Origin of the sequence: Acinetobacter sp. 826659, from assembly GCF_000588515.1 — a bacterium.
GTDB lineage: Bacteria > Pseudomonadota > Gammaproteobacteria > Pseudomonadales > Moraxellaceae > Acinetobacter > Acinetobacter pittii.
In genome coordinates this window covers 341184-367431 of the sequence record NZ_JFYD01000002.1, presented here as the reverse complement: position 1 = coordinate 367431, position 26248 = coordinate 341184, and the positions used below count along the sequence as shown (strand labels likewise).

Genomic DNA, 26248 nt, shown 5'->3' with positions numbered 1-26248 from the left:
TCATTTACTATTCCTTATTAACGATTGACCAGTTTTGCCGGAACACGCAGAACCAGACTGGCACCGAAAATTAATACTGCTGTGATTAAGAACATGCCGATTGCATTTGAACCTGTGTTAGTAGTAATCCAACCAATTAAATACGGCGAACAGAATCCGGCAAGATTGGCGAAGCTATTCACTGCTGCAATACCTGCCGCTGCGGAAACACCACCCAAAAAGTTGGTCGGTAACATCCAGAATAAAGAGGATGCCGTCAGCACACCTGAGGCTGCGATGCAAAGGCAAATTAAAGAGAGCGTTAGATTTGAAGCGAATAAGGTCGCAAATGTGAGTGCTATAGCGCCTGCACACATCGGAATAATTAAGTGCCAGCGGCGTTCTTGGAAATGGTCACCACTACGCCCTGCCAAAATCATGACCACAATGGCACACATATAAGGCAGGCTTGTGAGCAAACCGATATGCCAGTTATCACTAATGCCCGAGTTACGAATGAGAGTTGGTAGCCAAAATGTAATGGCGTATTGCCCCATCACGACACAAAAGTAAATACCTGCCAATAGCCATAAACGTTTATCTGCGACAAACTCTTTGACGCTAGCATGACCTTCTTTGTGCTGGTTATCCTGAGCAAGCTCTTGCTTCACCAAGTTTTTTTCGTCTTGGGTTAACCAGTTGGCGTCTTGAACAGAGTCTTTTAAAACAGCAAGTACTAGCAGGCCAACAAGTACAGTAGGAATGGCTTCAATTACAAACATCCACTGCCAGCCAAACCAGCCATGTACACCGCTCATTCGGTCCATGATTAAGCCTGAAAGTGGTCCACCAATCATTCCTGAAATTGGAATCGCGATAAACCAAAGAACTGTCATGCGTGCGCGGCGGTAAGACGGGAACCAGTAAGTGAGGTAGAGCAACAAACCCGGAGCTAGCCCAGCTTCGGCGACACCAAGTAAAAAACGTAAGGTGTAAAATTGCCATTCGGTTTGAACAAAGGCAAAACAACCTGACAAAATTCCCCATGTAATCATGATACGGGCAATCCAACGTCTTGCGCCTACCTTGTGAAGTACGATGTTACTTGGTACTTCACAAAGAAAATAACCAATAAAGAAAATCCCTGCGCCTAGCCCATATACAGCTTCACTAAACTGTAAATCGCTCATCATTTGGAGTTTGGCAAAACCCACATTTACTCGATCTAAATAGGCACAAAAATAACAAAGCATTAAAAATGGCATGAGCCGAAATGCAATTTTTCGATACGCCGATTTACGAATCGTTGTATCTACTTCAGATGAAAATACTGTATCCATCATGCGAATCCCTTTACATTTGGCCACAGTATCCTCTTGTGACCATCATTCTATTTTTAGTTTTTAAATGACAAGCGTTAATGAATCAGCATGCCACCATTTACATCGAGTGTGACACCAGTTAAGTAAGCTGACAGATCACTTGCCAAAAATAATGCTGCATTTGCAACATCTTGCGCTTTACCTAAGCGGCCAAGTGGAATACCTGCCAAAATGTCGTGACGACGGTCATCATTCATTAAACCGCCAGTAATATCAGTCTGAATTAGACCTGGAGTAAGAGAATTTACACGAATCTGGTCACCACCAAACTCACGAGCCATCGCTTTTGCCAGACCTAATACGCCTGCTTTAGCAGCGCTATAGTGTGGCCCGCCAAAAATACCACCGCCGCGTTGTGCTGAAACTGAAGATAAGCACACAATGCTTCCACCACCGTTTGCTTTCATAGATGGAATAACCGCTTGTGACATAATCAGTGTTCCGCGCAGGCTGACATCTAAAATGCGGTCATAGTCATTGCGCTGGATTTCGAGTGTTTTAACTGGCTGAGTAATACCAGCATTGTTAATTAAAATATCAATCTTGCCATAGTGCTGTAATGCTTGTTCAACAGCTACTCTGACCTGTTCTTCGTTCGCAACGTTTGCAGCAAGGCCTAAATGTCCTTCACCAAGCGCCTTTGCAGCGTTTTGGCTTTGAGCAAGATCTAAATCAACAATAATGACTTTGGCACCCTGTTGTGCAAAGATTTCGGCGGTTGCTCGCCCAATTCCACGTTCTGATGCTGCACCGGTAATTAATGCCACTTTTCCTTGTAGTAACATGTTCAATCCTCTTTTACGCTTTATTTCCTGAGTTCTGACTTAGAATCTCTTTTTTCACAAAGCCCAGCAATCATGTCGAATTCAACAAGGCATGAAAAAAATTCATGCCTATGCTATTTTCAAATAAGTTTTAGGGATAAAAACGGATCATTTCATGGATAGTAGTGAAAACAATTTCAACCACATGCCCTCAATTAAAACATTACAGGCTTTTGAACAAACCGCCCGTTTCGGCAATGTTGCCAAGGCAGCCGAGCATTTGAATCTCACCCCTTCAGCAGTAAGTCATCAAATTGCTAAGCTTGAAGAAATGATTGGGCAGAGTTTATTTATTCGTGGTGCCCGTGGTGTGACGCTTACCCCTTCTGGCGAGCGCTATTTTCAAGATGTCACCACCATTTTGCATAACCTGATGTTAGCCACTGAAAAAGCTGCCGATAAAAGCCCTAAAGACAGTTTATATATTCATTCATCCCCAAGTTTTGGTTTGCTTTGGTTGCTCCCTCGCCTCGAGTCATTTAAAGAAAAGTTCCCAATGATTCAGGTCAATCTTTCGTGTTCTTATGAAAACTTGCACTTTACCCGCGACAAGATCGACATTGATATTCGTCATGGATTACCCAACTGGACAGGCGTAGAAATCAGAACGATTCGTAATGAAAAGCTAGAAGTGCTTGCATCTCCTAAGCTACTTGAACGTAGTCCGGTACAAAAGCCTCAAGATTTATTAAAGAAAGAACTGATTTTATCGCGCTCGACCTTAGTCACTTGGCCACAGTGGTTTGCCCATCAGGGTTTAAGCATTCCTGAGTTTCCCTATACTTTGAGTTTTGACCGCTCTTATATGTCACTTGAAGCAGCCACACATGGACTAGGTTTTGTTTTGGAAAGTAATTTACTCACTCCAAATTACTTAGAATCTGGAAAATTAGTTAGAGTTTTTGCAGATGAACTATCGATTCCTATCTCGGCTCATCATTTGGTATATCCACGAACCCACCAATTTATTCCTAAAATTGAGCTGTTTTTAAACTGGATTCATGATGAGTTGGCGGATTGAGAAAGTAATTATTAAATGATTTGAATTTCCTCAACTCTTAAGTGATGCATCATTTCTCGAACAAATACAAAGTAGGTAAAAATATAAAGCTGATTTGGAGCCACTTGGTTTGTGTAGTAACTTAAACGTTCAATAAAATCATTAAATCCATGCTCAAGCTCAGTACGGCTGATTTGCTTTCTAGCATTAAAAAATAACTGACTCAGTTGTGTCATAACAGCATCAGACGTAACAGCTACACCACTTATATTTAAATTTCTGAGGGGTTTTGACTCGATGATTTCTTCAATAAAATAAATCATCTTTTCAATCGCAAGCTCATCAATCACACCATCGCTGATACTTTTTGAATTAACAAAACCTAAGCCCTGCTCAAGGTGAAGGTGTTGGCTATCTAAATCAAACAAGAGACTATTTAGACCAAGCGAAAATTTTAAAACCGAGTCGGGATGAATCATAAAAATAGCTTACCGTTGAGTTTTACTCATAAGATTAATTTCTTTATAACCTTAAATTGTGCAAGTTTGTTCAATATTTAGAGTTAATGGCACTAAGCATCATTAACACTATCTATAATAAAAACCTCTTTAAAAAGATGAAATATCAATCTTATATTCATCCAATCCTACGATTAAAAAATAGAGTATAAACATGAAAAAATTAGTAATTTTAGGTATTACGATTTATAGCTTTGCACAACTTACCAATGCAGCCACATTAAATGTAAAACCATATGGTACGACTCAAGACGGTCAAAAAGTTGATTTATACACCATGAGCAATAACAAAGGAGTCTCGGTATCTTTTATTAGCTTCGGTGGCGTAATTACACAGATTTTGACTCCCGATGCACAAGGCAAACAAAATAATATTGTTTTGGGCTTTGATGATCTAAAAGGTTATGAAGTCACTGATACCAAGGAAGGCATTCATTTTGGCGGATTAATTGGTCGTTATGCGAACCGTATTGGCAATGCTAAATTTAACTTAGATGGAAAAACGTATAACCTTGAAAAAAATAATGGGCCGAATTCATTACATAGCGGTAATCCCGGTTTTGATAAACGTGTTTGGCAAGTTAAGCCCCTCGTTTCTAAAGGTGAAACCGTTAAAGCTTCTCTTAAGTTAACCAGTCCAAATGGTGATCAAGGTTTTCCCGGAAAATTAGATGTAGAAGTGATCTACAGTCTTTCAGATCAAAATGAATTCCAGATCGAATATAAAGCCAAAACTGATCAACCGACAGTCGTCAATCTCACCAACCACAGTTATTTCAACTTATCAGGCGCTGGCAATAACCCTTATGGCGTGCTAGATCATGTGGTACAACTCAATGCAGACCGTATATTGGTAACCGATCAAAACTCTTTACCCACAGGTGAAATAGCTTCGGTTGCAGGTACACCTTTTGATTTTCGGACACCTAAAGCAATCGTAAAAGATATTCGAGCGAATAATCAGCAATTGGCCTATGGATATGGCTATGACCAAACTTGGGTAATTAATCAAAAGTCTCAAGGGAAACTCAATCTTGCAGCTATTGTGGTTGACCCAAAATCTAAACGAACCATGCAGGTTTTAACCACTGAACCAAGCGTTCAAATGTATACAGCCAATCATTTACTCGGAAATGTTACTGGTGCAAATGGCGTACTCTATCGACAAGCAGATGCGCTAGCATTAGAAACACAGCATTTTCCAGATAGCCCGAATCAATCAGCTTTCCCTTCTACACGTTTAAACCCAAATCAAACTTATAACAGTGTCACCGTATTTAAGTTTGGTGTTCAAAAATAATCTTTTCAATGAGGCTATGTTCATATTAAAAAGACTCTCAGCTAAATATGGCTGAGAGTCTTTTCATTTATTTTACTTTTGTGTTGGGTAAAAATGCAGTTGCAAAACCAAGTAATGGCAACAATGAACATAAACCAAATACCCATTCAATGCCGTTAATATCGGCTAAATGTCCCAACCCAGCTGCGGCAATACCACTTACCCCAAACATAAGCCCAAACATTAAACCTGCAATCATACCCACACGGCCCGGAACAGCTTCTTGTGCGTAAACCACCATCGCTGCAAAAGCCGATGACAACACTAAACCTGCAATAATTGAGAAAACTGTTGTCCATAATAAGTTTGCAAACGGCATCATTAATGCAAACGGCGCCATACCAACAAATGAAACCCAGATAACCGCTTTACGGCCAATTTTGTCACCAATTGGGCCACCTGCAAATGTACCTAAAGCAACGGCTGCCAAGAAGGCAAACAAATGCAACTGAGCTGTTTGAATACTGATATGGAACTTTTGAATTAAGTAAAAAGTAAAGTAGTTACTAATGCTGGCAATGTAGGTAAATTTGGCAAACATCAATACACTAATTGTGCTCAAAGCAATAATGAGCTTACGACCATGCAATTTAGTATGTGCTTGAGTTGCACGTGCAGCTACCTGATTTTTAGCATGGCTCACAGTCCAACGGCTTACACCAAATAAAACCCAAATCGCTAAAAGTGCAAATATCACTAAGCCGGCAACTGCATGCTGTCCAAATGGGACAATGAGTAAAGCTGCTAATAATGGACCAATGGCAGTACCTGTGTTTCCGCCTACTTGGAAAGTCGACTGAGCTGTACCGAAGCGCCCGCCCGATGCCATTCGCGCCACCCGTGAAGCTTCTGGATGAAAGGTTGCAGACCCAACCCCAATCAGTGCAGATGCACATAACAACACAGCAAAACTTGGTGAAAATGCTAACAAGATAATGCCGCAGAATGTGACGACCATTCCGAGTGGGAGAAGATACGGTTTTGGATGTTTATCGGTATAAAGTCCAATCCAAGGCTGTAGCAGTGAACCTGTAATTTGATATACAAACGAAATCAGGCCGACTTGAGCAAAACTCAGCGAAAAGTTTGCTTTTAGCATTGGATAGATGGCTGGTAGCACCGCCTGAATTAAATCATTCAGTAAATGTGCGACTGCTACGGCGCCTACAATTTTAATAATCATTCCTTGAGGCTGATCATTTGCAACGGTATTGGCAATACCATCTTTCAATTGTATTGAAGACGTCATACCTGAAAAACTCCAATATTTTTAAATGAGATGCTTATTGTAAATTGTCGCTTATAAAGTTATCTTCCAATAATCATTGTATAAGTGACAATTTTTAGGATAGTTTATGTCCGATTCTCTTATTCAGTCTGATTTATCTGAACTGGTGATTGGGCTATCTTCCGAGCATTCTTACCGAGAAATCACTCCTACCCATACGCATACACGTGCGCAGTTTTTATATGCGTCCACTGGCAACATTCAGGTGTTTACACCTAATCATGTGTGGATTGTGCCACCCATGTGTGCATTATGGATTCCAGCACATGTAGAGCACAGCGTGATTTCACTGAGTCACGTTAAGTTAAATACGGCATTGGTTGAAGTAAATGCAGCAGCTTTAATGGGACAACATTGCTTTATTATTCGAGTCAGTAACCTGTTACATGAGCTTTTGATTCGTTTAAATGAAATTGAACGAGAGAACACTCCAAATACAGCGACCTCTCAAGAGCTTTCCCGTTCTTTGCAAATTTTGATTTTTGAAGAAATCCATCGCGCTAATTTGTTGTCTATTCAGATTCCGTGGCCGAAAGACAAAAGACTCTTAAAAATTTGCCAAGAGTTATTACATACTCCTGACCATTCAAAAGATTTAACAGATTGGGCTGATGATATTGGTACGAGCTCTAGAACTTTAATGCGCATGTTCCAAAAAGAAACTGGGCTGTCTTATCGGGCATGGGTACAGCAAATGCATATTGCACTTGCCTTGAGTAAAATCGCGAATGGCGAATCTATTGCCCAAATTTCAGAGTCACTGGGGTATACAAACCCCAGCGCATTCAGTGCGATGTTTAAGCGACATCTAGGAAAAACACCTCAGCAGTTTAGAAGTGCCGCGATGTCGCTATAAGTCTTTTTTTTAGAGCGGATCTCATGTTTTTCCAATAAATCATCGAAATCATGATAGACATGAAGTTCTCGATCTTTGGCGGTTCTGGCATGGTCTAAGCGCTGTTCAGGATCAACTAAAACAAGGGTATGACCATCATCAATCAGACGATCTACGCCTTCTAAAAACATACGTTTACCCACATCGTGGATAAGTGAAATCTGGGTTAAATCAATAACGATTGTGCTTTGATCAGTTGTCTCGTCTTGTAAAATACGCAACAACATTTCAGCTTCGGTAAATTTCAATACCCCCCGAAGCACATACACACTTAATGATGCATCTTTTCCTGTACGGTAATGACTTTGTACAATGGTCTGGGCAGAAGGCGTACCTTCCATGAGATGTAATCCCATGTCACGAGATAATCGCTCTAAAATATCGATTCCTCGAACACTATGACCATGCTCATCTAGTCGAGGTGAAAAAGCAGCAATACTGACCTGTCCCGGCAGCACACCCAAAATCCCCCCTGCTACACCACTTTTAGCAGGAATACCTACAGTTGAAAGCCAGTCACCCGCGGCATCATACATGCCACAGCTCATCATGACACTGAGCACTTGTCTAACTACAGATCGGTTTAATAGGCGTTTTCCAGTTCTAGGGTCGCCCCCGCCATTGGCAAGTACACTGCCCATGCGTACCAGATCTTTAACTGTAACCATAATCGCACATTGACGAATGTAACCATTCACAATATCGACAGGGTCAGTTTCCAAAATCCCCACCGTGCGCAACATATAGCCGATCGAAAGATTACGGTAGGCTGTTTTGACTTCCGAATCATAAACAGACTCATCAAAACTTAATTCACGACCAGCAAGCTCGCTCATAAAACGGCGTAGGATTTCTGCGCTATGCAAACCATGTTTAACCTGAATCAAGGAATGTACAGTAATTGCGCCAGAGTTGATCATCGGGTTTTTGGGACGGCCGTCTTTACCTAATGAAATTTCATTAAAGGCTTCCCCCGAAGGCTCTACCCCTACTTTCGAAAGTACTGCATCAATGCCAAGCTGTTGTAAAACATAGGCATATACAAATGGTTTAGAAATTGATTGTATGGTGAATTCAACATCATCATCGCCGACCGAATAAATTTCACCATCTACCGTAGACATTGCTAAAGCTAATCGATTTGGGTTTGCATTTGCCAACTCAGGAATATAATCGGCGAGATGACCGCTGTTATCGATGTCACAGGCTTCTATAACATTTGCCAAATATTCTGGGAGAGGGGTTTTCATGGTCAGTAACCTTAAATGAGGAGATTTACAACATCGCGCAAAATTTCAGCACAACCTGCTGATAATATTAAAATTATATCTTTTGTAATGATTTAAATATCACGATATAAGTATTCTAATTCCGATGAGTTATCCTTTTCAAGCTCATTATAGGTTTTTCAAAACTTTAAACTAAAGATTAGCTTATTCTTTCTACAAATAAGATCCCATTTAAATGATCGACTTCATGTTGAACAATACGAGCAGGAAAACCATGGAAAATCATTTCAACTGCTTCACCCTGAAGTGTTAAATATTTAACCTTAACCATCTCTGCGCGTTCAACTTGCCCCCGCTCGTCTGGCACACTTAAGCAACCTTCTTCACCTAAACAAACCTCGTTTGAGAACTCTAAAATCTCAGGATTCACCATGACCACTGCTTCCATTTCAGGTGCATCGGGATAACGTGGGTTTGGACGAGACGCCACAATAATGACGCGTTTAGAGATATAAACTTGCGGTGCAGCAATCCCTACTCCATTACGCTCAAGCATTGTCGCATGCATAGCGTCAGCAAGCTGATAAAGCCAATTACTGTTTAACTCATTTGCCGACACAGGGGCCGCAGTCAATTTCAAAATATCTTCACCACGCTTCGCGACAGGTAAAACTACACTCATCCTTTGACTCTCTCATTAAACTGGCTATAACAAGTTTTATTGTGTCGCTGAACGAAACAAAAGAAAAGCCATTCCTACATCTGTTTTTGTTTCATCTAAAGCGTTTTTTGTTTTAAAGCTTTTTGATCTGAACAAGTCCAATCGATGTTACCCGTTACCATATAGAACAAATTTCCTCCATTTACTTTTACTTCACTTTTCCATTAATATCCAAACTTCAATTACAACAATTAAGTAAAAAATGGATCAGGAATTAACTTTGCAGGATGCGAACTATCTTAATAAAGAAGATAAACGAACCCTCGCCCTTTCTTCATTGGGTGGAGCTTTAGAGTTTTATGATTTTGTGATTTATGTGTTTTACGCCAAAATCATTTCCGACCTCTTTTTCCCCAGCACACTTAGTCCGTTTTGGGCCATGCTCAACACTTATGGCATTTTTGCAGCAGGTTATTTTTTCAGGCCCTTAGGCGGGGTTGTCATGGCCCATTTTGGTGACTTGGTCGGTCGTAAAAAACTATTTTCGCTTTCTATTTTACTGATGGCACTGCCTACCCTGTTTATCGGGATATTGCCTACCTTTGAAAATATCGGATATCTGGCACCCCTACTTTTATTGCTTATGCGTGTGGTGCAAGGTATTGCGATTGGGGGTGAAATTCCAGCCGCATGGACATTTGTGTCTGAGCACGTACCCGAAAGAAAAATTGGACTGGCAAATGGTTTACTCACCGCTGGACTGTCTTTAGGAATTTTATTGGGTGCATTGATGTCTTTATGGATTTCACTGAATTTTAGTGAAGGACAAATCCATGACTGGGCATGGCGTATTCCTTTCATTGCAGGTGGTATTTTTGGTCTGGTTGCACTTTATTTGCGGACTTATTTAAAAGAAACGCCTGTGTTTAAAGCCATGCAAGCTCGTAAAGAAATCTCAAAAGAAATGCCTGTAAAACAAGTGTTAAAAACGCATAAAACAGCTGTTGCGATTGGCATGTTATTTACATGGTTTTTAACAGGTTGTGTGGTGGTGGTGATTTTAGCCATGCCAAATTTATTAACTGGTACGTTTGGCTTTGAGCGTTCTCAAACTTTTGAAATGCAAAGTGCAGCCATTGTCATGCAAATGGTAGGCTGTATTTTGGCAGGCTATTTTGCTGACCGTTTTGGCTGTGGCAAAGTCATGATGGTCGGTGCGCTTGCCGTGGCACTCACAGCAGCAGTTTTTTATAACAGTTTGGGGCACGCGGCACATTCAACCATTTTTGGTTTATATATGTTGCTGGGTCTATGCTCTGGTACCGTCGGCATGGTGTCGAGCAGTATGGTCAAAATGTTCCCCGCGCCTGTTCGCTTCTCGGGCATTTCATTTTCTTATAATTTATCGTATGCAATTGTTGGTGGTATGACCCTGCCTTTAGTGCATTGGCTCAGTCAATATAGTGATATTGGTGCGATGTATTATATTTTCGCGCTAACCATTTTGGCCTTTGTGACTGCCTTTGTGTTTTGGAATAAGTTCGAAAAAAACAGGTATTAAAAATTTTCACTTATTAAATAAAAAACCACGCCAATTGCGTGGTTTTTTATTGCTGCTTACTTTAGAAAGTAAACCCGATATTAAAGTTAATACGGTATAACCATTTGTCGCTGTTTGGCGAGGTAGCAGAGGTATATCCTGTTGAATTGGTCGAGCCACCAATGATGTTGGAGTTTTTACCCCACGTATAATCTGCCCAAACCATAAATGGTGAAGCAATAAACATCATCCCTGTAGTATTCATTTGCGAATCTGACCAATCATCACGTTTTTTATCGAGATAACTATAGTCATTATAAAACTTAATGGCTTTTAGCTTGCCCATATTGGTCACAGGCAACGTATAGGCAAGGTTTAAACTGGCAATCGTACCTTCCGAAGCAATGAAATAAGCAGGCGTAAGGCCATTCGCTCCCATCAAAGTCATATCACTATTTACACCATCCGGATTTTTAGCATCGTATTGATAGTGGATGACCGAGCTTTGTAAATTAAAGCGTTTGTAGTTGTTTTCAGTATGCAAACCGACTGCATAATATTTGCCGTCTTTATCGGTAATATCATTATGTAGCTGGGCGATTGCACCCGATACACCGAACTCTTGCTTACCGAAATCAGTTTCTAACTTGCGAACAATACGGGTATTCACCTGATTGCGCTTTTCATTTTGATAGGCTTTTTGAGATGGAAATGCATTTCCTGCCAAGTCATCATAAGTTGCACTTTCAGGGGAATAACGCAGGTTCGTCTCTAACATTTGAGGATAATAACCGAGTTTTACATCCCAATCTTTGTTGTGATAATTCCAGTTGATCCCCGGTGCAATGTTATTGCCATAACCTAAAAAGAATGGAATGTGATAGGTCCAGCCATTTTGCGGGTAAGGATAAATCGTAAAAGGCTTATAAACCAAACCTGCTTCAATGCTGTTATTGGCATCTAAGTTATAGCCAACATATGCTTTTTCAATGGACGTTTTCTGTTGGTCTTGAAACATATAGCTGGCATTGATATAGGCATTATCAAATTTACCTTTGAGATCAACCCTGAAAATATCAAAATGGAGCTTACCAAAACCACGGTTTGGCCCTTCCCAATCTTCATAGCGTTGATTTAACCGAACCACCCCACCTAACTTTAATGAGTCGGTGCCGTCATCACTTTTCCATTCAAGCAATGAGTCTTTTGCAAATACATTGACGCTTACCCCCAGCGTAAGCGGTGCAATGAATGCCATGATCAATGAAGTCTTTTTCATCTCTACATCCTTGATTGAGTTCCAGCGTCCTGCTGGAACTTTATTTGTTTTACCTGTAAAACTTCGTTTTTATTGTTTTTTAGACAAAAAAATTTATCTAAAAAAAGGATGGCTTAGCAGCTCCCATCGCATATGTACTAAACCATCCAAACTGGTTAATACAGTTTCTTTTGCGGTGGACCCGCGAAGTTTAATGGTCCAATCGAGTTCATATCGAGTTCAATCACGGTTGGCCCTTCAAAAGCGACAGCCTCTTCAATAACCGTTTTAAACTCATCTGCACTACCCACTTTCCAGCTTTTCACACCCATTGATTCGCCAAGAAGTTTGTAGTCAGGTGTATGCAATTCATTGAAATACTGACGACCACCAAAGTAGTTATTTTGAATGCCACGCATTACGCCATAACCACCGTCATTCATAATCATTAAGACCATGTTGGTGTTTTCTTGCACCATAGTTGCAATTTCACCAATACCCAGCATTAAGCCGCCATCGCCGACTAAACCAATTACTTTTTTGTCAGGGTTAGCAACTGAAGCACCGATTGCTGTTGCAAGGCCTAAACCAATTGCACCCGCAAGTGAGTGGATGTTTTGGTTTGGCGCTTGTACCGGGAATAAACGACTACCCCATGTACTACCCGACATGGTGATGTCACGTACAAAAATGCCGTCTTGAGGTAAAGCTGCACGTAAGTGATCACAAATTAAAGCGTACTGATCGATTTGTTTACGCAGTGCATCAATTGCAGCCTGTTTAGCAGCCACTACAGCAGCATCGTAATCGGCGTCAACTTTTGAAGTTCCTTGAAGCTGTTCTAACACACGTGTTAAGACATCTTTGGCATCGCCACAAATGAAGTTGCGAATTTTGTAATTACGTTGCTGAGCCACCGGGTTTGCATCTATCTGAATAATATTTTCAGGGAATTCAACCGAATAAGTTTTTGTTTCATTACTACGTAAACGAGAACCCACTACCACCATCAGGTCGGCATCTTTTAATAACTGCTCAACACCTGCCGAGTTATGGAACGCACCTAAGCTACGTGGATGATCATCTGGCAACACCCCACGAGCATGAGTCGATGAAACAACTGGAATACCTAAATCTGCAATTGCTTTAACTTCGGCAATGCTATTTAAAGTTCCACCACCAATCCAGAAAATCGGACGTTTTGCTTTTTTGATCTCGCTTACAAGAAGATCAATTTCAGCTTGCTCTGCCTGTGGCAATTCAAGTGCTTTCACTGGCCCAAGATTAAGTGGTAAATCAATTTCTGCTGCTTGTACATCAATTGGTAACTCAACACTAACTGGTCCCATTGGAACTGTAGTTGCAACACGGATGGCTTCACGTATTACACCAACAGCATTGTCTGGGCTGGTAATACGAAATGCTGCTTTGCTTGATGCACGTAAAAATGTAAGTTGATCTTTGGTTTCATGAATGAAGCTTGCATCACGGTCGAGATATTCACGCTCAACTTGACCCGTTAAATGCAATACAGGGCTACCTGCATTCATTGCTTCAATGAGTGAACCCACCGCATTACCCGCACCAGCACCCGTACTGGTTAACGCTACCCCTAGGCCTTTAAAGCGTGAGTGTGCATCTGCCATAGTAACCGCACCCGCTTCACCACGGGCTGCTACAAAGCGCATTTTTTCACGGCGCCCTACCGCATCGGCAATAGGTAAATTGTGGATGGAAATAACACCATAAATACTATCAACTTGGTGCGCTTCTAAAACTCTTGCGATTGCTTCGCCTACATTTACACGTTCAGTCATGTCTGTTCCTCAAAATTTGTTTTCAGTCCTTGAATTTATTAATCGCACCAAGGGTTAGGCTGTTCATTCAGCCCCATATAAATACTCTTTTGTTGCATGTACGATAAAATGCCCAAACGGCCTTTTTCGCGCCCAATCCCACTGTCTTTAAAGCCACCAAACGGCGCACTAATCGAGAATTTTTTGTAGGTATTAATCCATACCGTTCCCACTTCTAATGCACGTGCAATACGCCAAGCTTTGCGATAGCTTTCAGTCCAGATACCTGCGGCAAGACCAAAACAACTGTCATTGGCTTGAGCAATTAAATCTTGCTCGTTGTCATATTTCATAACGACTAAAACAGGGCCAAAAATTTCTTCCTGACAGGTTTGAGCACTGTTATTTAAGCCCGTGATAATGGTGGGTAAGTAATAGCTTCCTTTGGCATAGTCACCAGCCGTAAGCGCTTCACCACCAATTAGAACCTGACCACCTTCGCTTTTAGCAAGCTGCACATAGCGGTCAACTGATTGCAAATGTTTGTCATTGACCAGTGGACCTAAATGCACACCAGCTTGTTCTGGATGGCCCACACGTAAGCCTTTGGTAATTTCAACCAAATGCGTTAAAAACTGATCGTAAAGACTGCTATGAATAAACAAGCGAGAACCTGCAATACACGCTTGGCCTGCCGAGCTAAAAATACCGTACGCGACACCTTTAGCTGCCAGTTCGACATCCGCATCCGGCAAAACGATGGTTGGTGACTTACCACCTAACTCAAGCGAAGTAGTAATCAGTTTATCTGCGGCAATGTGTGCCAAATGACGTCCCGTGGTTGTTCCACCTGTAAAAGAAATTTTACGAACCAATGGGTGCTGAGCAATAGCATCACCAATCACAGAACCACGCCCCACTAACACACTGAGTAAGCCTTTTGGTAAACCTGCTTCTTCAAAAATTTTGGCAAGCTCTAAAGCAATCAGTGAAGTCGCTTCAGCTGGTTTTAACACCACGGCATTTCCTGCTGCCAAAGCTGGAGCAAGCTTTTGAACTTCACTCGCAATTGGAGAGTTCCAAGGGGTAATGGCTGCTACAACGCCCACAGGTTCATGCACGCTCATGGTCATAAAGTCTGGAGCACGTTGAGTGGTGAGCTCATCGTTCAATGTTTCACATGCCGCAGCAACATAACGTGCAGTTGCCGCCGCGCTCATCACCAAGCCACGAGTTTCGGTTAAAGGCTTACCATTATCACGTGTTTGTAATTTGGCTAATTCATCTACACGCGCTTCAATAATGTCTGCAACTTTGTAGAGAATACGTGCGCGCTCATGCGGCAAACTGTTTCTCCAGCTCGGTTGACGCCAAGCCTGATCCGCTTTTTCAATTGCTTCATTTACATCTTCAAGCGTTGCTGTTGAAAGCTCAGCGTTTACCGACTGATCTGCCGGAAACAGGCTTTGAATGACTGCACCACTGCCTAATCGCCATTCACCTGCAATATAAATTTCCTTTGCCATGATCAAATCCTTCTTAAATCTGTATTGCTTCTACACTGTTGCGACAAGCACGAATCACGCTAAGCGCAGCCAAAGTTGATGTTTTTGGGTTACTTGGTAACGGCACGCCCACCAGTTCAATAGTCATTTGCCCAAAGCCACCTTCTGCCACAATAGTGTGTTTGTTTTTGTTGATGGTTGGATCAACAGTTAACTCAACCATGGTTTCATCCATACCAAGTCCTGCAAGTGCAATGGTTGCTGCAACGTTGGCATTAGCTGGAAATTTCATGGCAGCTTCACGCGCAGTTCCTGTGAAAAAGACTGTAGCTTCAGCAACATGGTCTAGATCGACCAATTGCTCTGCATAACTACCCTTCCAGCTTTTTGGACTTTTACAGCCTTTGTAAGTGACTTTTTGCAAACCCCCTTCTTGGGCTGCAGAAATCCCGTCAATCCCTGCGATAGCCCCTGCCAGTAAATGCAGATGGGCATCATTTTTTTCGGCAGTTTGCTTAAGCTGAACCAAAAATTCGCTATCAGCCAAAGTACCCACCGAAATCAGACCAATGGTCCAGCCTTTCGCTAAAACTTTTTGAGCATGCTCTTTCACTGCTGCTTGACCTGCCACCTCAATGACATAGTCTGGGGTACCATCGCATTGCTCAATATCTGAAATCACCTGAATGTCAGACGAGACTTGTGATTGAACTTTTTCAATGCTACGAGATGGCACGACAATCCATTTGAGTTGCAGATCTTGAGGCAAGTGGGCATACACTTCTGCTGCCATTGCGCCAAAACCAATCATCATCAACTTTTTCATGACAGCACCTAATATTTATAAATGTTTGTTAAAACCACCTGAGACATCTATTGCCGAACCTGTGGTGTAAGATGCCAATGGTGATGCCAAGAAAACTAAAGCACGTGCAGGCTCTTCTGGACGGCCTAAACGCTGCATAGGAATGCCACGATTTTTTGCGATATTGCCTGTCCATTCTTCCCATGACAGATTTAAATCTGAACGGGTTTCATAACGGCGTTTCCACTGCGCAGATTCGACCATTCCGAGTAAAATTGAATTCACGCGAACACCATATTGAGTAAACTCATGCGCCAACGAATGGGTTAAATTCAACAGTGCAGCGCGTGCAGATGAAGTCGCAATCATGTGCGGTTCCGGTTGTAATGCCAGTAACGAGTTCACATTGGTAATTGAGGCATTTGCCGACTGTTTTAAGTCATCAAGAAAAGCCCGTACCGGATGTAAAACACTGAAATATTTCAGCTCGATTTCTTTCATCCAGTCTTCATCTTGTGTGTTTTCAAAATTTGAAACACGGCCTTGCCCAGCATTATTAATGAGCATGTCCACATTGCCCAAATTGAGTTTGACGTCTTTGGCAAATTGCTGAACTTCTTCTTTTTTCAACACATTGCATGCTTTGGTAAAAATATTGGCATGCGGAAATTTTTCTAAAATATAGTGCTTTGAAGCATTTAGACGTTCTTCATCGCGACCACACCAAGCAACTTTTGCACCCTCTGCAACCAGTATTTCAACAGCAGCCAGCCCAATCCCAGATGAGCCACCGGTAACAACTGCAACTTTTCCTTCAACTTGGAAGCTCATAATCCTTAATCTCTCTTACGATTGTTCCTGAATCGTCAACATAATTTGGTTAAATGCTTGCGGTTGGTCGACATAACTTAAATGTCCTGCATCTTCTATGACGAAGCGCTGTTCCAACTGCAATTCCTGAGCAAGCTCTTGTATACCTAACGCAGGAGTGATTTGATCTTGCTGCCCTGCAATGACTGTGCATGGGACTTTTAAATGGGTTAAGTAATTACGTATTTCGTCATATGCCAGTAAGTACGATGCATGTGTGAAACCTTGTAAGGTCAACTGCTGCATTACTTCTGAAACTAAAGCTAAGGCTTGTGGCTCTTGTTTATAAATCAAATGAGGTCCACGGCTTTCGGCCATTCCTTTAGCGCCTAGTTCTTTCAACATTTTTGGTCTTTTTTCAAAAACCTGAATTTGTGTTTGCTCATCGTGGCGTTGATAGCCTTGTGCTAAGTTAGCAACAACCAAGTGTTCCACTCGCTCTGGGTACAGTGCAGCAAATGCACTGGCCTGTAAGGCACCTAATGAGTGTCCGACCACAATTGCTTTTTCAATTTTTAAAACATCAAACAACGCAACCAAACGCTTTGCGTAGTCGGTCGCATTGGGCTGATCAGTTAAAAGTTCATCTGATTTGCCATAGCCCGGTGCATCCCAGGCAATGACATGAAAATGATGAGACAACACTTCAAGTTGGTTTACCCATGAAGCAGAACCTGAACTAATGCCGTGCAACAGCACAAGGTACTCGCCCTGACCGGCTTCCCGATAGGCTTGCTGCTGGCCTTGAACAGTAACGGTTTTCACCGGAAATTCTGCTAACTTTTCAATGAGTGTCATCATTTTCAATTCTTTCCTTCATTCACTTCATCAAACAATTAACGTTTGATTTGAGACAACGGATGCTCTGGTGGATAGTTCGGAATTGTTGGTTTACCTGTTCCCAACATCACACACATCAAGGCATCTTCTTGACCTGGGTTAAATAGACCACGGTAAATACCCGGTGGAATTGAAATCAGGTCACGCTCTTTTAAACGGGTTTCAAATTTTTCGCCGTTGTGCTCAATGAACAAATCAATTTCGCCGCGGAGCATAAAGAAAACTTCTTCAACATCGTGGTGAATGTGCAAAGGGCCTTCACACTGTGGTGGCAGAACCATGGTTGAAAATGTGAAGTTTTCTGCTGGAACGGTGTTACCGTCATTTGCAACACCTGTTGCACCCGTACCCATGTAACGCATTTGTGCACGACGATATTTCGGGTCGTAATCTGCTTGGAACTTCAAAGCATCGAAGTCGTATTTACGTGTCTCAAAGCGAGCAATACGTGTGTTTAACCAATCTTCTAAAGAAGCACCCTCTGGTTGTGCCCACGATTCGAATTGTTGTGTAGTCATTTTTTAAACTCCTATACAGTGAATTAATAACGTTTTAAAAGAGGAACCAAGAACAACGACCCAATGACAGCGACAGCAGCCAAGAAGGTAATTCCTAAATTAAAACTATGTGTTTGCATCACGATGTAACCGATAAGAACAGGCGCAATTGCACTTGCAAAATTACCTAAACCGTTAAATATTCCACCCGCAGTCGCCCCTACATTTGAGGTCGTGACTCTTGCAAGCAGAGCAAATACAGCTGCTACTCCAAAACCCCATGCCATAGCACTTAAAGACATGGCAGCAATAATCAATAATGGCTCAGTCATAATGACCATCACATACATGAAGATGCCCGCGAGTAATAAACCGCTAAATACTTGAATTGCGCGGCGGCCTAACTTGTCAGATAAAAACGCACCGATAATTTCGCCAATTAACATGGCAATGAACGGAAAGCTTGAATAGATCCCAAACTCTTTGAGATTGAATCCTTTGTCTTGCATTAAGTAAGAAGGAACCCAGCTGTTTAAGCCCCACAAATACGTCATCAGCGCAATGTTAAAGAGACAAACCAACCAGAATGCGCTGTTGCTGAGCAGCAATTTAGTATTGGCAATGTGACCTTTGAAATTAGTGCGTTTACTCTCGCCCTCAATTTCGACAGTTTTCTTGAGCTGCAAGTTACGCAGACCAAAAACAATGCTAAAAATCGCAATCAGGGTTAGCGCAGCCATCACAAAAAAAGTGGTGTGCCAGTCGTGGTGAGCTAAAACATTTGCAGTGATCGGGAACCCAAGGAATGCACCTATCGGTGTTCCAAGTAAGAACATGGTAGAAGCACGTGCCTGCTGACGGTCCGTATAAGTCTGCTTAACAATGGTGTATGCCAAGGCAAATAACGGGCCTTCTGCTAAACCAAGCAGTACACGTAAAACCAACATGCCTGAATAACTGGTGGTGAACCCCATACAGAACATGAGTACGCCCCACGACGTTACGCTCCAGAACAGCATTTTCTTTGGGTTAAAGATGTCACCCAAAAAGCTGAGAAAGACTGATGAAAAACCATAAGCAAGTAAGAAACTTGTCATGAGCCATCCGAGCTTGGCCTTATCTTCAGCAATTCCCATTGCACTTTGAAAATGAGGATCTGAAAATAAAACCGCAATACTAATCTTGTCGAAAAACGCCAGTACCACACATACCATAAGGACAAAAGCAGGTACCCAATGCTTCAATCCACTTTTTTCTTCATTACTCATGTGTCATTCCTTCGATTTGGTAATGAGAACCAGATTTAATGTTTACGGTTTTAACTTCATGACATTAAATTCAGCATCTGCTAATAGTTTTGGATCTAAAACGGTGTTGGCTTGCATCCAACGTTTTGCCAGTTTGACCAGTTTAGAATCATTAATGGCTATCATGTTGAGCAAACGATTTTCATGGTCCAGATATAAATAGCTCACCTGATCTTCCCCGCCTTGGCGAATGACTACTTCCTTCGTTTTTTCAGGCTGATACGTACCTAAAATCTGGATATTAAAGTGATATTGATCTGACCAAAGCCATGGAATATCGCTATATTCAGTTTCAATGCCGAGCATCGACTTTGCTGCTGCAATTGCCTGATTTTGTGCATTTGCCCAAGACTGAATGCAATAACCCAAACCAGGATGAATCGCGACATCACCTGCGGCATAAATGTTTTGATCTGAAGTTTGCCCAAAACAATTCACTACAATGCCATCTTTCACATCGAGACCAGCATGTACACCTAACTCTTTGGCAATTTCAGCGCCTGCACCTACCACAACACAGTCAAATAACTGACTATTTTGAGGATGGTTCACCACTTCAACTTTCTGATTCGGCGCTTCAACCAAATGAAGGCTCTTGCTGTCTAAATGAATTTTTGTGCCTTGGGTTTCATGCATATTTTTTAAAAATGCAGAAACTTCCGGACTCACGCTTCTTGCACATAAGCGGTCGCCATACTCAAAAATATGAACATCTTTACCTTGCTTACGTGCAGTTGCAGCAATTTCTAAACCAATCCAGCCACCGCCTATCACAGCGACATTTTTTGCATTCTTTAAAATTTCAGCCAAACGTTCACAGTCATGCACATTGCGTAAAGTCACAACATTTGGAATGAACTGCCATGTATTGACGGGTACACGCGCACGGCTTCCAGTTGCAATCAGCAATTTGTCATACGGCAAAATCTGACCACTTTCTAAATGAACCTGCTTTTGCTCGCGATCGACTTTTGTTGCAATTTCCGGTTTGTGCCATTGAATGTTGAACTCTTGAACCTGTTCTGGAGAGAACAGATTCAAACTTTCATAACTTGCTTCTTTTGAAAGTACTTGCTTAGACAATGGCGGACGCTCATAAAACACCTGATCTTCATTTGAGACCACATGAATTTCACCCATATATCCATTTTGACGTAAGGTACTAACTGCCCAACCTGCAGCCTGCCCCGCCCCTACAATTACAATCTTTTCCATAGCCTTTCTTCCTTGTAAAGCAATGCCTGTTACACAGGCTTTACCTGACGGCGGGGTTTGTCATCAAGACCACCTTCAATCGCCCACTCGGTGAAAAGCTCTAGACGATGTTCTTCTACACGTGGCTGCCATTCTTCGGTCAAATAATCATCGTTGGTGTAATATTCAAATGCACCACCCAATGGTGAGTTGACGTACCAGAAATAAGCAGAAGAAATTGGATGACGTCCCGGTCCAATAAAGGTTGACCACTCTGAACGGTTCATATGTAAACCGCCTCCAATCACCTCATGAATATCACGAACAACAAATGCAACGTGATTTAGGCCCGCAGGTTTATTTGGAACGCTAAGTAAGAATAAATCGTGGTGATAACCTTCACCGCGGCACCGTAAGAATGCACCGCGATTTTTGTAAGCATCAGATAAATGAAAGCCTACTTTTTCAATATAGAAGTTTTCAGTAGTTGCCAAATCCGGTGTGAAGAACACCACATGTCCAATCGCAACAGGTTGACCTTTTTCATATACAGGACTTGCTGCATTCACACGTTGAATGTTGCCGTATTGGTTAATACCTTCCGTTTTAAGTTCTGGTACTTCTTTTACAAAACTTTGTTCAAAACGAATGGTCATGCCATTTGGGTCAAGACACTGAACTGTATTTTCAGAACGTTTAAAACCTTTTACATCAGCCAAACGTACAGCTAAGTCTTCTAGGTCTTGAAGACTATCAACGCCCCAAGTGACTTCACGTAAAGTTGAACCTTGTTCAATGGCAGCAGGCAAAAGGTCATCATCACAATTAAATAAATAAATTTTGCTGCCATTTTGGGTTTGGTAAAGATCTGTGCCTTCAATATCCGAAGTACTTTGGCTTAAACCAAAATCTGCCAAAAACTTGTTTGAAGCGGCTCTATCTTCAACTCCAAACTTTAAAATCTCGATCCCTGTAATCATTTGACTACTCCTTAGTTAAAGACAAAACCGCCATTGACCGGAATATTTTGACCTGTCACAAAAGAGGACAAATCCGACAGTAGATACAATGCTGTTCCATTTAAATCTTGTGGAAGTTGCTGACGTTGAATCGCTCTTCCGTTGACATATAAATCATGACGTTCCTGTGGCACATACTCGGTTGCTTCAACCAGAGTAAGGCCCGGTGACAATGTGTTGACACAGATATTGAACTGTCCCAACTCTCTTGCCATTGAACGCGTCATGGCTACAATTGCACCTTTACTCGCAACATAAGCCATCAGGTTCGGTGCGCCCCAAAGTGCTGTATCGGAAGCGACATTAATAATTTTGCCAGCAGCCGATTGCTTTAAATGAGGAACGCAAGCCTTACTGATGAGCCATGTGCCTTTCACATTAATATTCATGACCCGATCCCAAAGTTCAGGATCATAATCAATCATATTTTTTCCACCGACATTGGTCGCCAGTGCCGCGCAATTCACAAGGCCATCTAGTCCCTGTAATACTTCAACGCTTTTTGCAACCGCATTTTCAATAGAGTCTGCATTGGCAAGGTCAACGGTGACAGCATGAACGTTTAGCCCTTGTTGCTGTAACGCTTGTGCTTCTTGTTGCACCAAGTCAGATAAAATATCTGCCATCACAACCTCAGCACCAGCCTCGGCAATGGCTTGAGCGAAATCTCGACCTAAACCACGTGCAGCACCAGTCACTAAAACTTTTTTGCCTTGCAACAACGCTACATTAGCCATGAGCTTCTTCCTGCATCTCGATACGGTTTGATGCATTTAGTGCAGCAATTTTCTTTAATTGCTTTTCAGCTTCTTTTTTCATTAAACGGCGTAAACGTGCAAGACCCACATCGTGTTGATAGAGGAACTCTTTTTCACGCGCATTTGGCGCAAGGTTTTCTAAAATAATTCGGTCTTGTTCCAATACATCCCAATGCAACTGTTCTAAGTGATTGCGATATAAGAAACGCCATACATTACGTTGCCAACCACTCACCTTACGGCAGCGCCAGAAAAATACGCGAGTATTGTTGGCATCAATTGGCGTTGCATAACCCACAATCCAGAATTCACCACCTGGACCAAATTGTTTACGGTATGGAATTGAAAGACGTAACCAGCTTGCACCTGTTGAACCATATTCAACCCAGTCAAAGTTCACACCTGTTTGACCTTCTTTTTCAAAAACAAAGCCATTATCGGTGGTACGGTGCTTCATCTCTGCAGTACGTTCACCATCTGCCATCGAGTGCGATGTCGCATGTAAATAGGTCCCGTGCATTGGGTCCATTACATTATCAATCGCGTATTGATGGTTTACTTTCCAGTCTGCTTGGCAAAGGAACGCACTCCACTCTTCACTTGCAAGTTGCTCTGGGAACTCAAGCGGTGCTGGTTGTTCATTTGCATCAATACCAAACCAGATAAAGATTGCGCCATGTTGCTCAATGACAGGATAGTTCTTTAAACATTTAGTGCCGGTCATTGGACATTCATGAACCGCTGGCACATCAGCAACTACACCATCAGCACGAACTTCAACACCGTGATACCAGCAAGCAACTCGGTCACCCAAGTTCCAACCTAGGGAAAGACGAGCACCGCGGTGTGGACAGCGATCTTCAAGTGCATGAACCTGACCTTCGGCATCACGCCAAACCACGATATTTTCGCCTAAACGGGTAATACCGACTGGATTAGCAGCGACTTCCCAACTTGCCAAAACCGGATGCCATTGGTCACGTAAACCAAGTTCTAAATATTCTTCAGCGCTTTGTGAAGTTGATACGATTGCGTTCATTTTATTCTTCCCTGAATCAATAACCTAAACGTTGCATTTCTTCTGTAAAGCTTGCAGAAGTCCATTCATCACCAGATTCACAGCGGAAACCCTGTTGATTAAGTGCAGAAACAACGTCATCTAACTCTGTTGCGCCCGCAGAAAATGCCTGAATCAAGTTTTTTACAAAATCCTGTTCATAGAGAGTTGGTTCTTTATAACGTGTCTGCCAAACCAACAATTCAGATTGACCTGGAATTTGAATATTGTTGATACCTGCTTCGGTTGCCGGCGTTGCATGAATCCAGCTTGCCAACTTTTCATTAAATGTCTTCATTGTTCTGCTTCCTTGTACATGTGAGGACTAGAGTTGAATTTGAATATCCTGTCCTTCAACACGAACTGGGTACGTACATAGGTTTCTACACCCTGGCCCACTTTTTAGCTCACCTGTTTGAATGTCAAAAATTGCTTCGTGCAATGGACATTCAACAGTCTGATCTTCGATAAATCCTTCGGTTAATAAGGCATACGCATGAGGGCAAACATTTTCGATAGCAAAGTAATTTTCATCGACGAAAAATACGCCTATTTTTTTCCCTTCAATTTCGATGGCTTTCGGCTCATCTTCGCTAACGTCACCCTGCTGACAAACTGAGATCCAACTCATACCTTGCGTCCTCATTTTGTTTTATATACAAAACATAATTTGATTTTCAAAACACAAGCTAAGCATAATCCCCTTGATCATTTTTTGTCAAAGTAAAAATAAATATAAAATTCATTGTGTTATTAATTTTTAAATATTTTGTTACGTTTCAAGAAGGAAACAAAGTTTTAAATATAAAAATTGTTTTATGCATTTTTAACAATTACAATAGTTATAAAATAAAGCAGCATGCCCCAAATTGAATCATGTTTTATTTATAGGAAAATGACACGAATGAGCATAGCAATTGAAGAAGATTCGCACGAATCGGAAACAACAAAAAATGATGACCGATATTTAGTTCCCGGACTTGTACGGGGTTTAGCTATCTTGCAAGCATTTAATCAACAAGCGCAAGAAATGACCATTACAGAAATTGCTGAAATTTTAGAAGTGAACCGTTCTAGTGCATTTCGTCTGATCTATACACTCGAATCTTGTGGCTATTTAAGAAAAGCATCTCAAAAAACTTATGCACTCGATTCCAAAGTCATGGAACTTGGTTTTAACAGTTTATCTAAACTTTCATTACTCGATTTATCGACACCATTAATGAAAGAACTACGTGACCAAACCAAACTCGCTGTACATCTTTCTATTTTAGAAGGTACTCATATTGTCTTTGTAAATAATATCCAGTCTATGGGAACCTTCACGAGCAACATTAGTTTAGGAACTCGCTGGCCTGCCCATGCAACTGTCATTGGTCAAATGCTTTTATCTGATTTACCTGAAACTGAAGTACGTCAGCGTTACCGCAATTTTAGCGATTGGGACAGTTTCTCTGATCTGACGCCAACCAATTTAAAAGCTTTATTGCAAAGGCTTTCATACGTAAAAACTCAAAAAACCATGGTGAGCTGGGGTCATTACAATCACGATATGGCAGCCTGCGCGGCGCCTATTTTTAAACAGTCAAACGGTAAAATGGTCGCTGTTATCTCTGTAAGTTGTCCAATTACCACTTACGATGAAAGAACATTTAAAGAAGATATCGCAAACCTAGTTGTTGAAACAGCGAATAAAATTTCCAAATTTATTTATTAAAAAAAAGCGACGTTAAGTCGCTTTTTTTTAGATTTTATTTTATAAATCAAAAATTACTTTTTAAAACATTCCCATTCATATCCTGAAAGATAATTATCGAATTATTTTCTTTAATATCAAATTTCAAATACTGTTGTTTAAACTGAATAACTGCATAAAACTCTTCAGCACCATCATCTAAACCAGTAGCTGAAATCTGGCTACCTTGTGGAAAACCGTTGAGCCATGCAGCGTTATAAAAATCAGATACAGAATTAAATTCACAATATTCTTTTGGCTTGGCCATTATTTTTGCAGCCATTTGATCAAACTGTTGTTGTTTATAAACCTCTAAGCTCAACAACATGATCACTCTCCAAATTAAAGCTGATTAGAGGCTAAAAGCTGTTTCTTTTTAACCTTTTCCCATTGATACCAACCATAAGCTGCCATCAAAACAAATGCTGCATATAACGCAGCTGTTAAAAATAAATCTTTATAGATGAACATACCGACATAAATAATGTCGACAAATACCCAAAGTACCCAAGTCGCAATATGTTTTCGGCTGGTCCAATACGTTGCAAGCAAACTAAATGCTGCAAGTTGAGAGTCGAGCATAGGCACTGCTGCATCGGTAAAGTTTTTAAGAATTAAGCCAAAAAGCAAGCCACCTACCGCGGCAATGATCATTTGGATGACAGCGGTTTGAACTGCAATCGGTTCAATTCGAATATCGTGATCTTGCTGCTTTCTTTTAAGCCAGTAGTAAAAGCCATAAAAATTTACCACCATAAAAAAGAACTGCAAAATCGTTTCGCCATATAGCTTAAATTCGTAAAACAAATAGGCATATAAAACAAAGGCAAAGAAATTAAACAGCCAACACCACATATTACGGATTACCGTTAATCCGACTCCAATCAGGCTAATCAAGACCGCAAAGATTTCTAGAGGTGACATAAAACAGCTGCTTATTGAGATCAATTTG

At 41.4% G+C, this 26248-nt stretch carries 27 protein-coding genes; 5 read left to right on the top strand and 22 right to left on the bottom strand.

All coding sequences use genetic code 11. The features are described from left to right. Positions 1–17: 17 nt before the first annotated feature. Complete coding sequence (locus J663_RS06310) at positions 18–1319, bottom strand: MFS transporter (RefSeq protein ID WP_033848591.1); 1302 nt, start codon at positions 1317–1319, stop codon at positions 18–20. Between the two features lie 77 nt (positions 1320–1396). Continuing rightward, positions 1397–2146 carry an SDR family NAD(P)-dependent oxidoreductase gene (locus J663_RS06305; RefSeq protein ID WP_033848590.1) on the bottom strand — a complete coding sequence of 250 codons (750 nt, stop codon included), beginning with the start codon at positions 2144–2146 and terminating at the stop codon, positions 1397–1399. A 184-nt stretch (positions 2147–2330) separates the two neighbouring features. Between J663_RS06305 and J663_RS06300 the strand changes: the two genes are divergently transcribed. Continuing rightward, a complete protein-coding gene (locus J663_RS06300; RefSeq protein WP_081404654.1) occupies positions 2331–3206 on the top strand; it encodes a LysR substrate-binding domain-containing protein in 876 nt (291 codons plus the stop codon). 11 nt (positions 3207–3217) lie between these two features. On the opposite strand, the gene J663_RS06295 is transcribed toward J663_RS06300, so the two are convergent. Continuing rightward, the gene (locus J663_RS06295) at positions 3218–3664 is read right to left on the bottom strand and encodes a hypothetical protein (RefSeq protein WP_033848586.1); all 447 of its coding nucleotides are present in this window, start codon (positions 3662–3664) and stop codon (positions 3218–3220) included. 193 nt (positions 3665–3857) lie between these two features. Here J663_RS06295 and J663_RS06290 point away from each other — a divergent pair, with 193 nt between their 5' ends. Continuing rightward, complete coding sequence (locus J663_RS06290) at positions 3858–5003, top strand: aldose epimerase family protein (RefSeq protein WP_033848584.1); 1146 nt, start codon at positions 3858–3860, stop codon at positions 5001–5003. A gap of 67 nt (positions 5004–5070) precedes the next feature. On the opposite strand, the gene J663_RS06285 is transcribed toward J663_RS06290, so the two are convergent. After that, the gene (locus J663_RS06285; protein ID WP_033848582.1) at positions 5071–6291 is read right to left on the bottom strand and encodes an MFS transporter; all 1221 of its coding nucleotides are present in this window, start codon (positions 6289–6291) and stop codon (positions 5071–5073) included. 106 nt (positions 6292–6397) lie between these two features. Between J663_RS06285 and J663_RS06280 the strand changes: the two genes are divergently transcribed. Next, positions 6398–7186 carry an AraC family transcriptional regulator gene (locus J663_RS06280; protein WP_033848580.1) on the top strand — a complete coding sequence of 263 codons (789 nt, stop codon included), beginning with the start codon at positions 6398–6400 and terminating at the stop codon, positions 7184–7186. Here the strand turns inward: J663_RS06280 and J663_RS06275 are convergent. Both J663_RS06275 and def read right to left on the bottom strand, forming a co-directional pair. Continuing rightward, positions 7153–8475, bottom strand: a complete 1323-nt coding sequence (locus tag J663_RS06275; protein ID WP_033848578.1) for a glutaminase — start codon at positions 8473–8475, stop codon at positions 7153–7155. The two genes, J663_RS06280 and J663_RS06275, sit on opposite strands and share 34 nt — an antisense overlap. A 178-nt stretch (positions 8476–8653) precedes the next feature. Then, positions 8654–9136: a peptide deformylase gene (def, locus tag J663_RS06270; protein ID WP_033848577.1), complete on the bottom strand. Its 483-nt coding sequence runs from the start codon at positions 9134–9136 to the stop codon at positions 8654–8656. A gap of 241 nt (positions 9137–9377) precedes the next feature. Here def and J663_RS06265 point away from each other — a divergent pair, with 241 nt between their 5' ends. Further along, the gene (locus J663_RS06265) at positions 9378–10676 is read left to right on the top strand and encodes an MFS transporter (protein WP_017399054.1); all 1299 of its coding nucleotides are present in this window, start codon (positions 9378–9380) and stop codon (positions 10674–10676) included. A 61-nt stretch (positions 10677–10737) separates the two neighbouring features. Here the strand turns inward: J663_RS06265 and J663_RS06260 are convergent, their stop codons facing one another. From J663_RS06260 to J663_RS06195, 14 genes are all read right to left on the bottom strand, one after another. Next, complete coding sequence (locus J663_RS06260) at positions 10738–11934, bottom strand: hypothetical protein (RefSeq protein ID WP_033848575.1); 1197 nt, start codon at positions 11932–11934, stop codon at positions 10738–10740. 155 nt (positions 11935–12089) lie between these two features. Next, the gene (locus J663_RS06255; protein ID WP_033848573.1) at positions 12090–13730 is read right to left on the bottom strand and encodes a thiamine pyrophosphate-binding protein; all 1641 of its coding nucleotides are present in this window, start codon (positions 13728–13730) and stop codon (positions 12090–12092) included. 38 nt (positions 13731–13768) lie between these two features. Beyond that, entirely contained in the window at positions 13769–15235 is a 1467-nt protein-coding gene (locus J663_RS06250) for an aldehyde dehydrogenase (protein WP_033848570.1), read from the bottom strand. 13 nt (positions 15236–15248) lie between these two features. Continuing rightward, positions 15249–16040, bottom strand: a complete 792-nt coding sequence (locus J663_RS06245) for an aspartate dehydrogenase (RefSeq protein ID WP_033848569.1) — start codon at positions 16038–16040, stop codon at positions 15249–15251. A 15-nt stretch (positions 16041–16055) separates the two neighbouring features. Beyond that, positions 16056–16850 (bottom strand): SDR family oxidoreductase, encoded by a 795-nt coding sequence (locus J663_RS06240; RefSeq protein WP_004703156.1) that lies wholly within the window; start codon positions 16848–16850, stop codon positions 16056–16058. A gap of 15 nt (positions 16851–16865) precedes the next feature. Further along, positions 16866–17690 carry an alpha/beta fold hydrolase gene (locus J663_RS06235; RefSeq protein WP_033848567.1) on the bottom strand — a complete coding sequence of 275 codons (825 nt, stop codon included), beginning with the start codon at positions 17688–17690 and terminating at the stop codon, positions 16866–16868. A gap of 35 nt (positions 17691–17725) precedes the next feature. Next, positions 17726–18247, bottom strand: coding sequence for a cupin domain-containing protein (locus J663_RS06230; protein ID WP_002117566.1), 522 nt, complete (start codon positions 18245–18247; stop codon positions 17726–17728). Between the two features lie 23 nt (positions 18248–18270). Beyond that, positions 18271–19494 carry an MFS transporter gene (locus tag J663_RS06225; RefSeq protein ID WP_033848565.1) on the bottom strand — a complete coding sequence of 408 codons (1224 nt, stop codon included), beginning with the start codon at positions 19492–19494 and terminating at the stop codon, positions 18271–18273. 42 nt (positions 19495–19536) lie between these two features. After that, positions 19537–20748, bottom strand: coding sequence for an NAD(P)/FAD-dependent oxidoreductase (locus tag J663_RS06220; protein WP_033848562.1), 1212 nt, complete (start codon positions 20746–20748; stop codon positions 19537–19539). Positions 20749–20777: 29 nt separating this feature from the next. Beyond that, a complete protein-coding gene (locus J663_RS06215; RefSeq protein ID WP_033848560.1) occupies positions 20778–21707 on the bottom strand; it encodes a VOC family protein in 930 nt (309 codons plus the stop codon). 11 nt (positions 21708–21718) lie between these two features. Next, positions 21719–22483 carry an SDR family oxidoreductase gene (locus tag J663_RS06210; protein WP_033848558.1) on the bottom strand — a complete coding sequence of 255 codons (765 nt, stop codon included), beginning with the start codon at positions 22481–22483 and terminating at the stop codon, positions 21719–21721. Continuing rightward, complete coding sequence (locus tag J663_RS06205; RefSeq protein ID WP_005070727.1) at positions 22476–23543, bottom strand: aromatic ring-hydroxylating oxygenase subunit alpha; 1068 nt, start codon at positions 23541–23543, stop codon at positions 22476–22478. The genes J663_RS06210 and J663_RS06205 overlap by 8 nt, the downstream gene beginning before the upstream one ends. Before the next feature lie 16 nt (positions 23544–23559). Continuing rightward, on the bottom strand, positions 23560–23859 hold the full coding sequence (locus tag J663_RS06200) for a recombinase-like helix-turn-helix domain-containing protein (protein WP_005070730.1): 300 nt from the start codon (positions 23857–23859) through the stop codon (positions 23560–23562). 27 nt (positions 23860–23886) lie between these two features. Then, the gene (locus J663_RS06195) at positions 23887–24192 is read right to left on the bottom strand and encodes a non-heme iron oxygenase ferredoxin subunit (RefSeq protein ID WP_002117586.1); all 306 of its coding nucleotides are present in this window, start codon (positions 24190–24192) and stop codon (positions 23887–23889) included. 273 nt (positions 24193–24465) lie between these two features. Between J663_RS06195 and J663_RS06190 the strand changes: the two genes are divergently transcribed. Further along, complete coding sequence (locus J663_RS06190; protein WP_033848556.1) at positions 24466–25278, top strand: IclR family transcriptional regulator; 813 nt, start codon at positions 24466–24468, stop codon at positions 25276–25278. Positions 25279–25324: 46 nt separating this feature from the next. On the opposite strand, the gene J663_RS06185 is transcribed toward J663_RS06190, so the two are convergent. Then, positions 25325–25624, bottom strand: a complete 300-nt coding sequence (locus tag J663_RS06185; RefSeq protein ID WP_033848554.1) for a hypothetical protein — start codon at positions 25622–25624, stop codon at positions 25325–25327. Between the two features lie 14 nt (positions 25625–25638). Beyond that, positions 25639–26220, bottom strand: coding sequence for a nicotinamide riboside transporter PnuC (gene pnuC / locus J663_RS06180; protein WP_033848552.1), 582 nt, complete (start codon positions 26218–26220; stop codon positions 25639–25641). Positions 26221–26248: the final 28 nt, after the last annotated feature.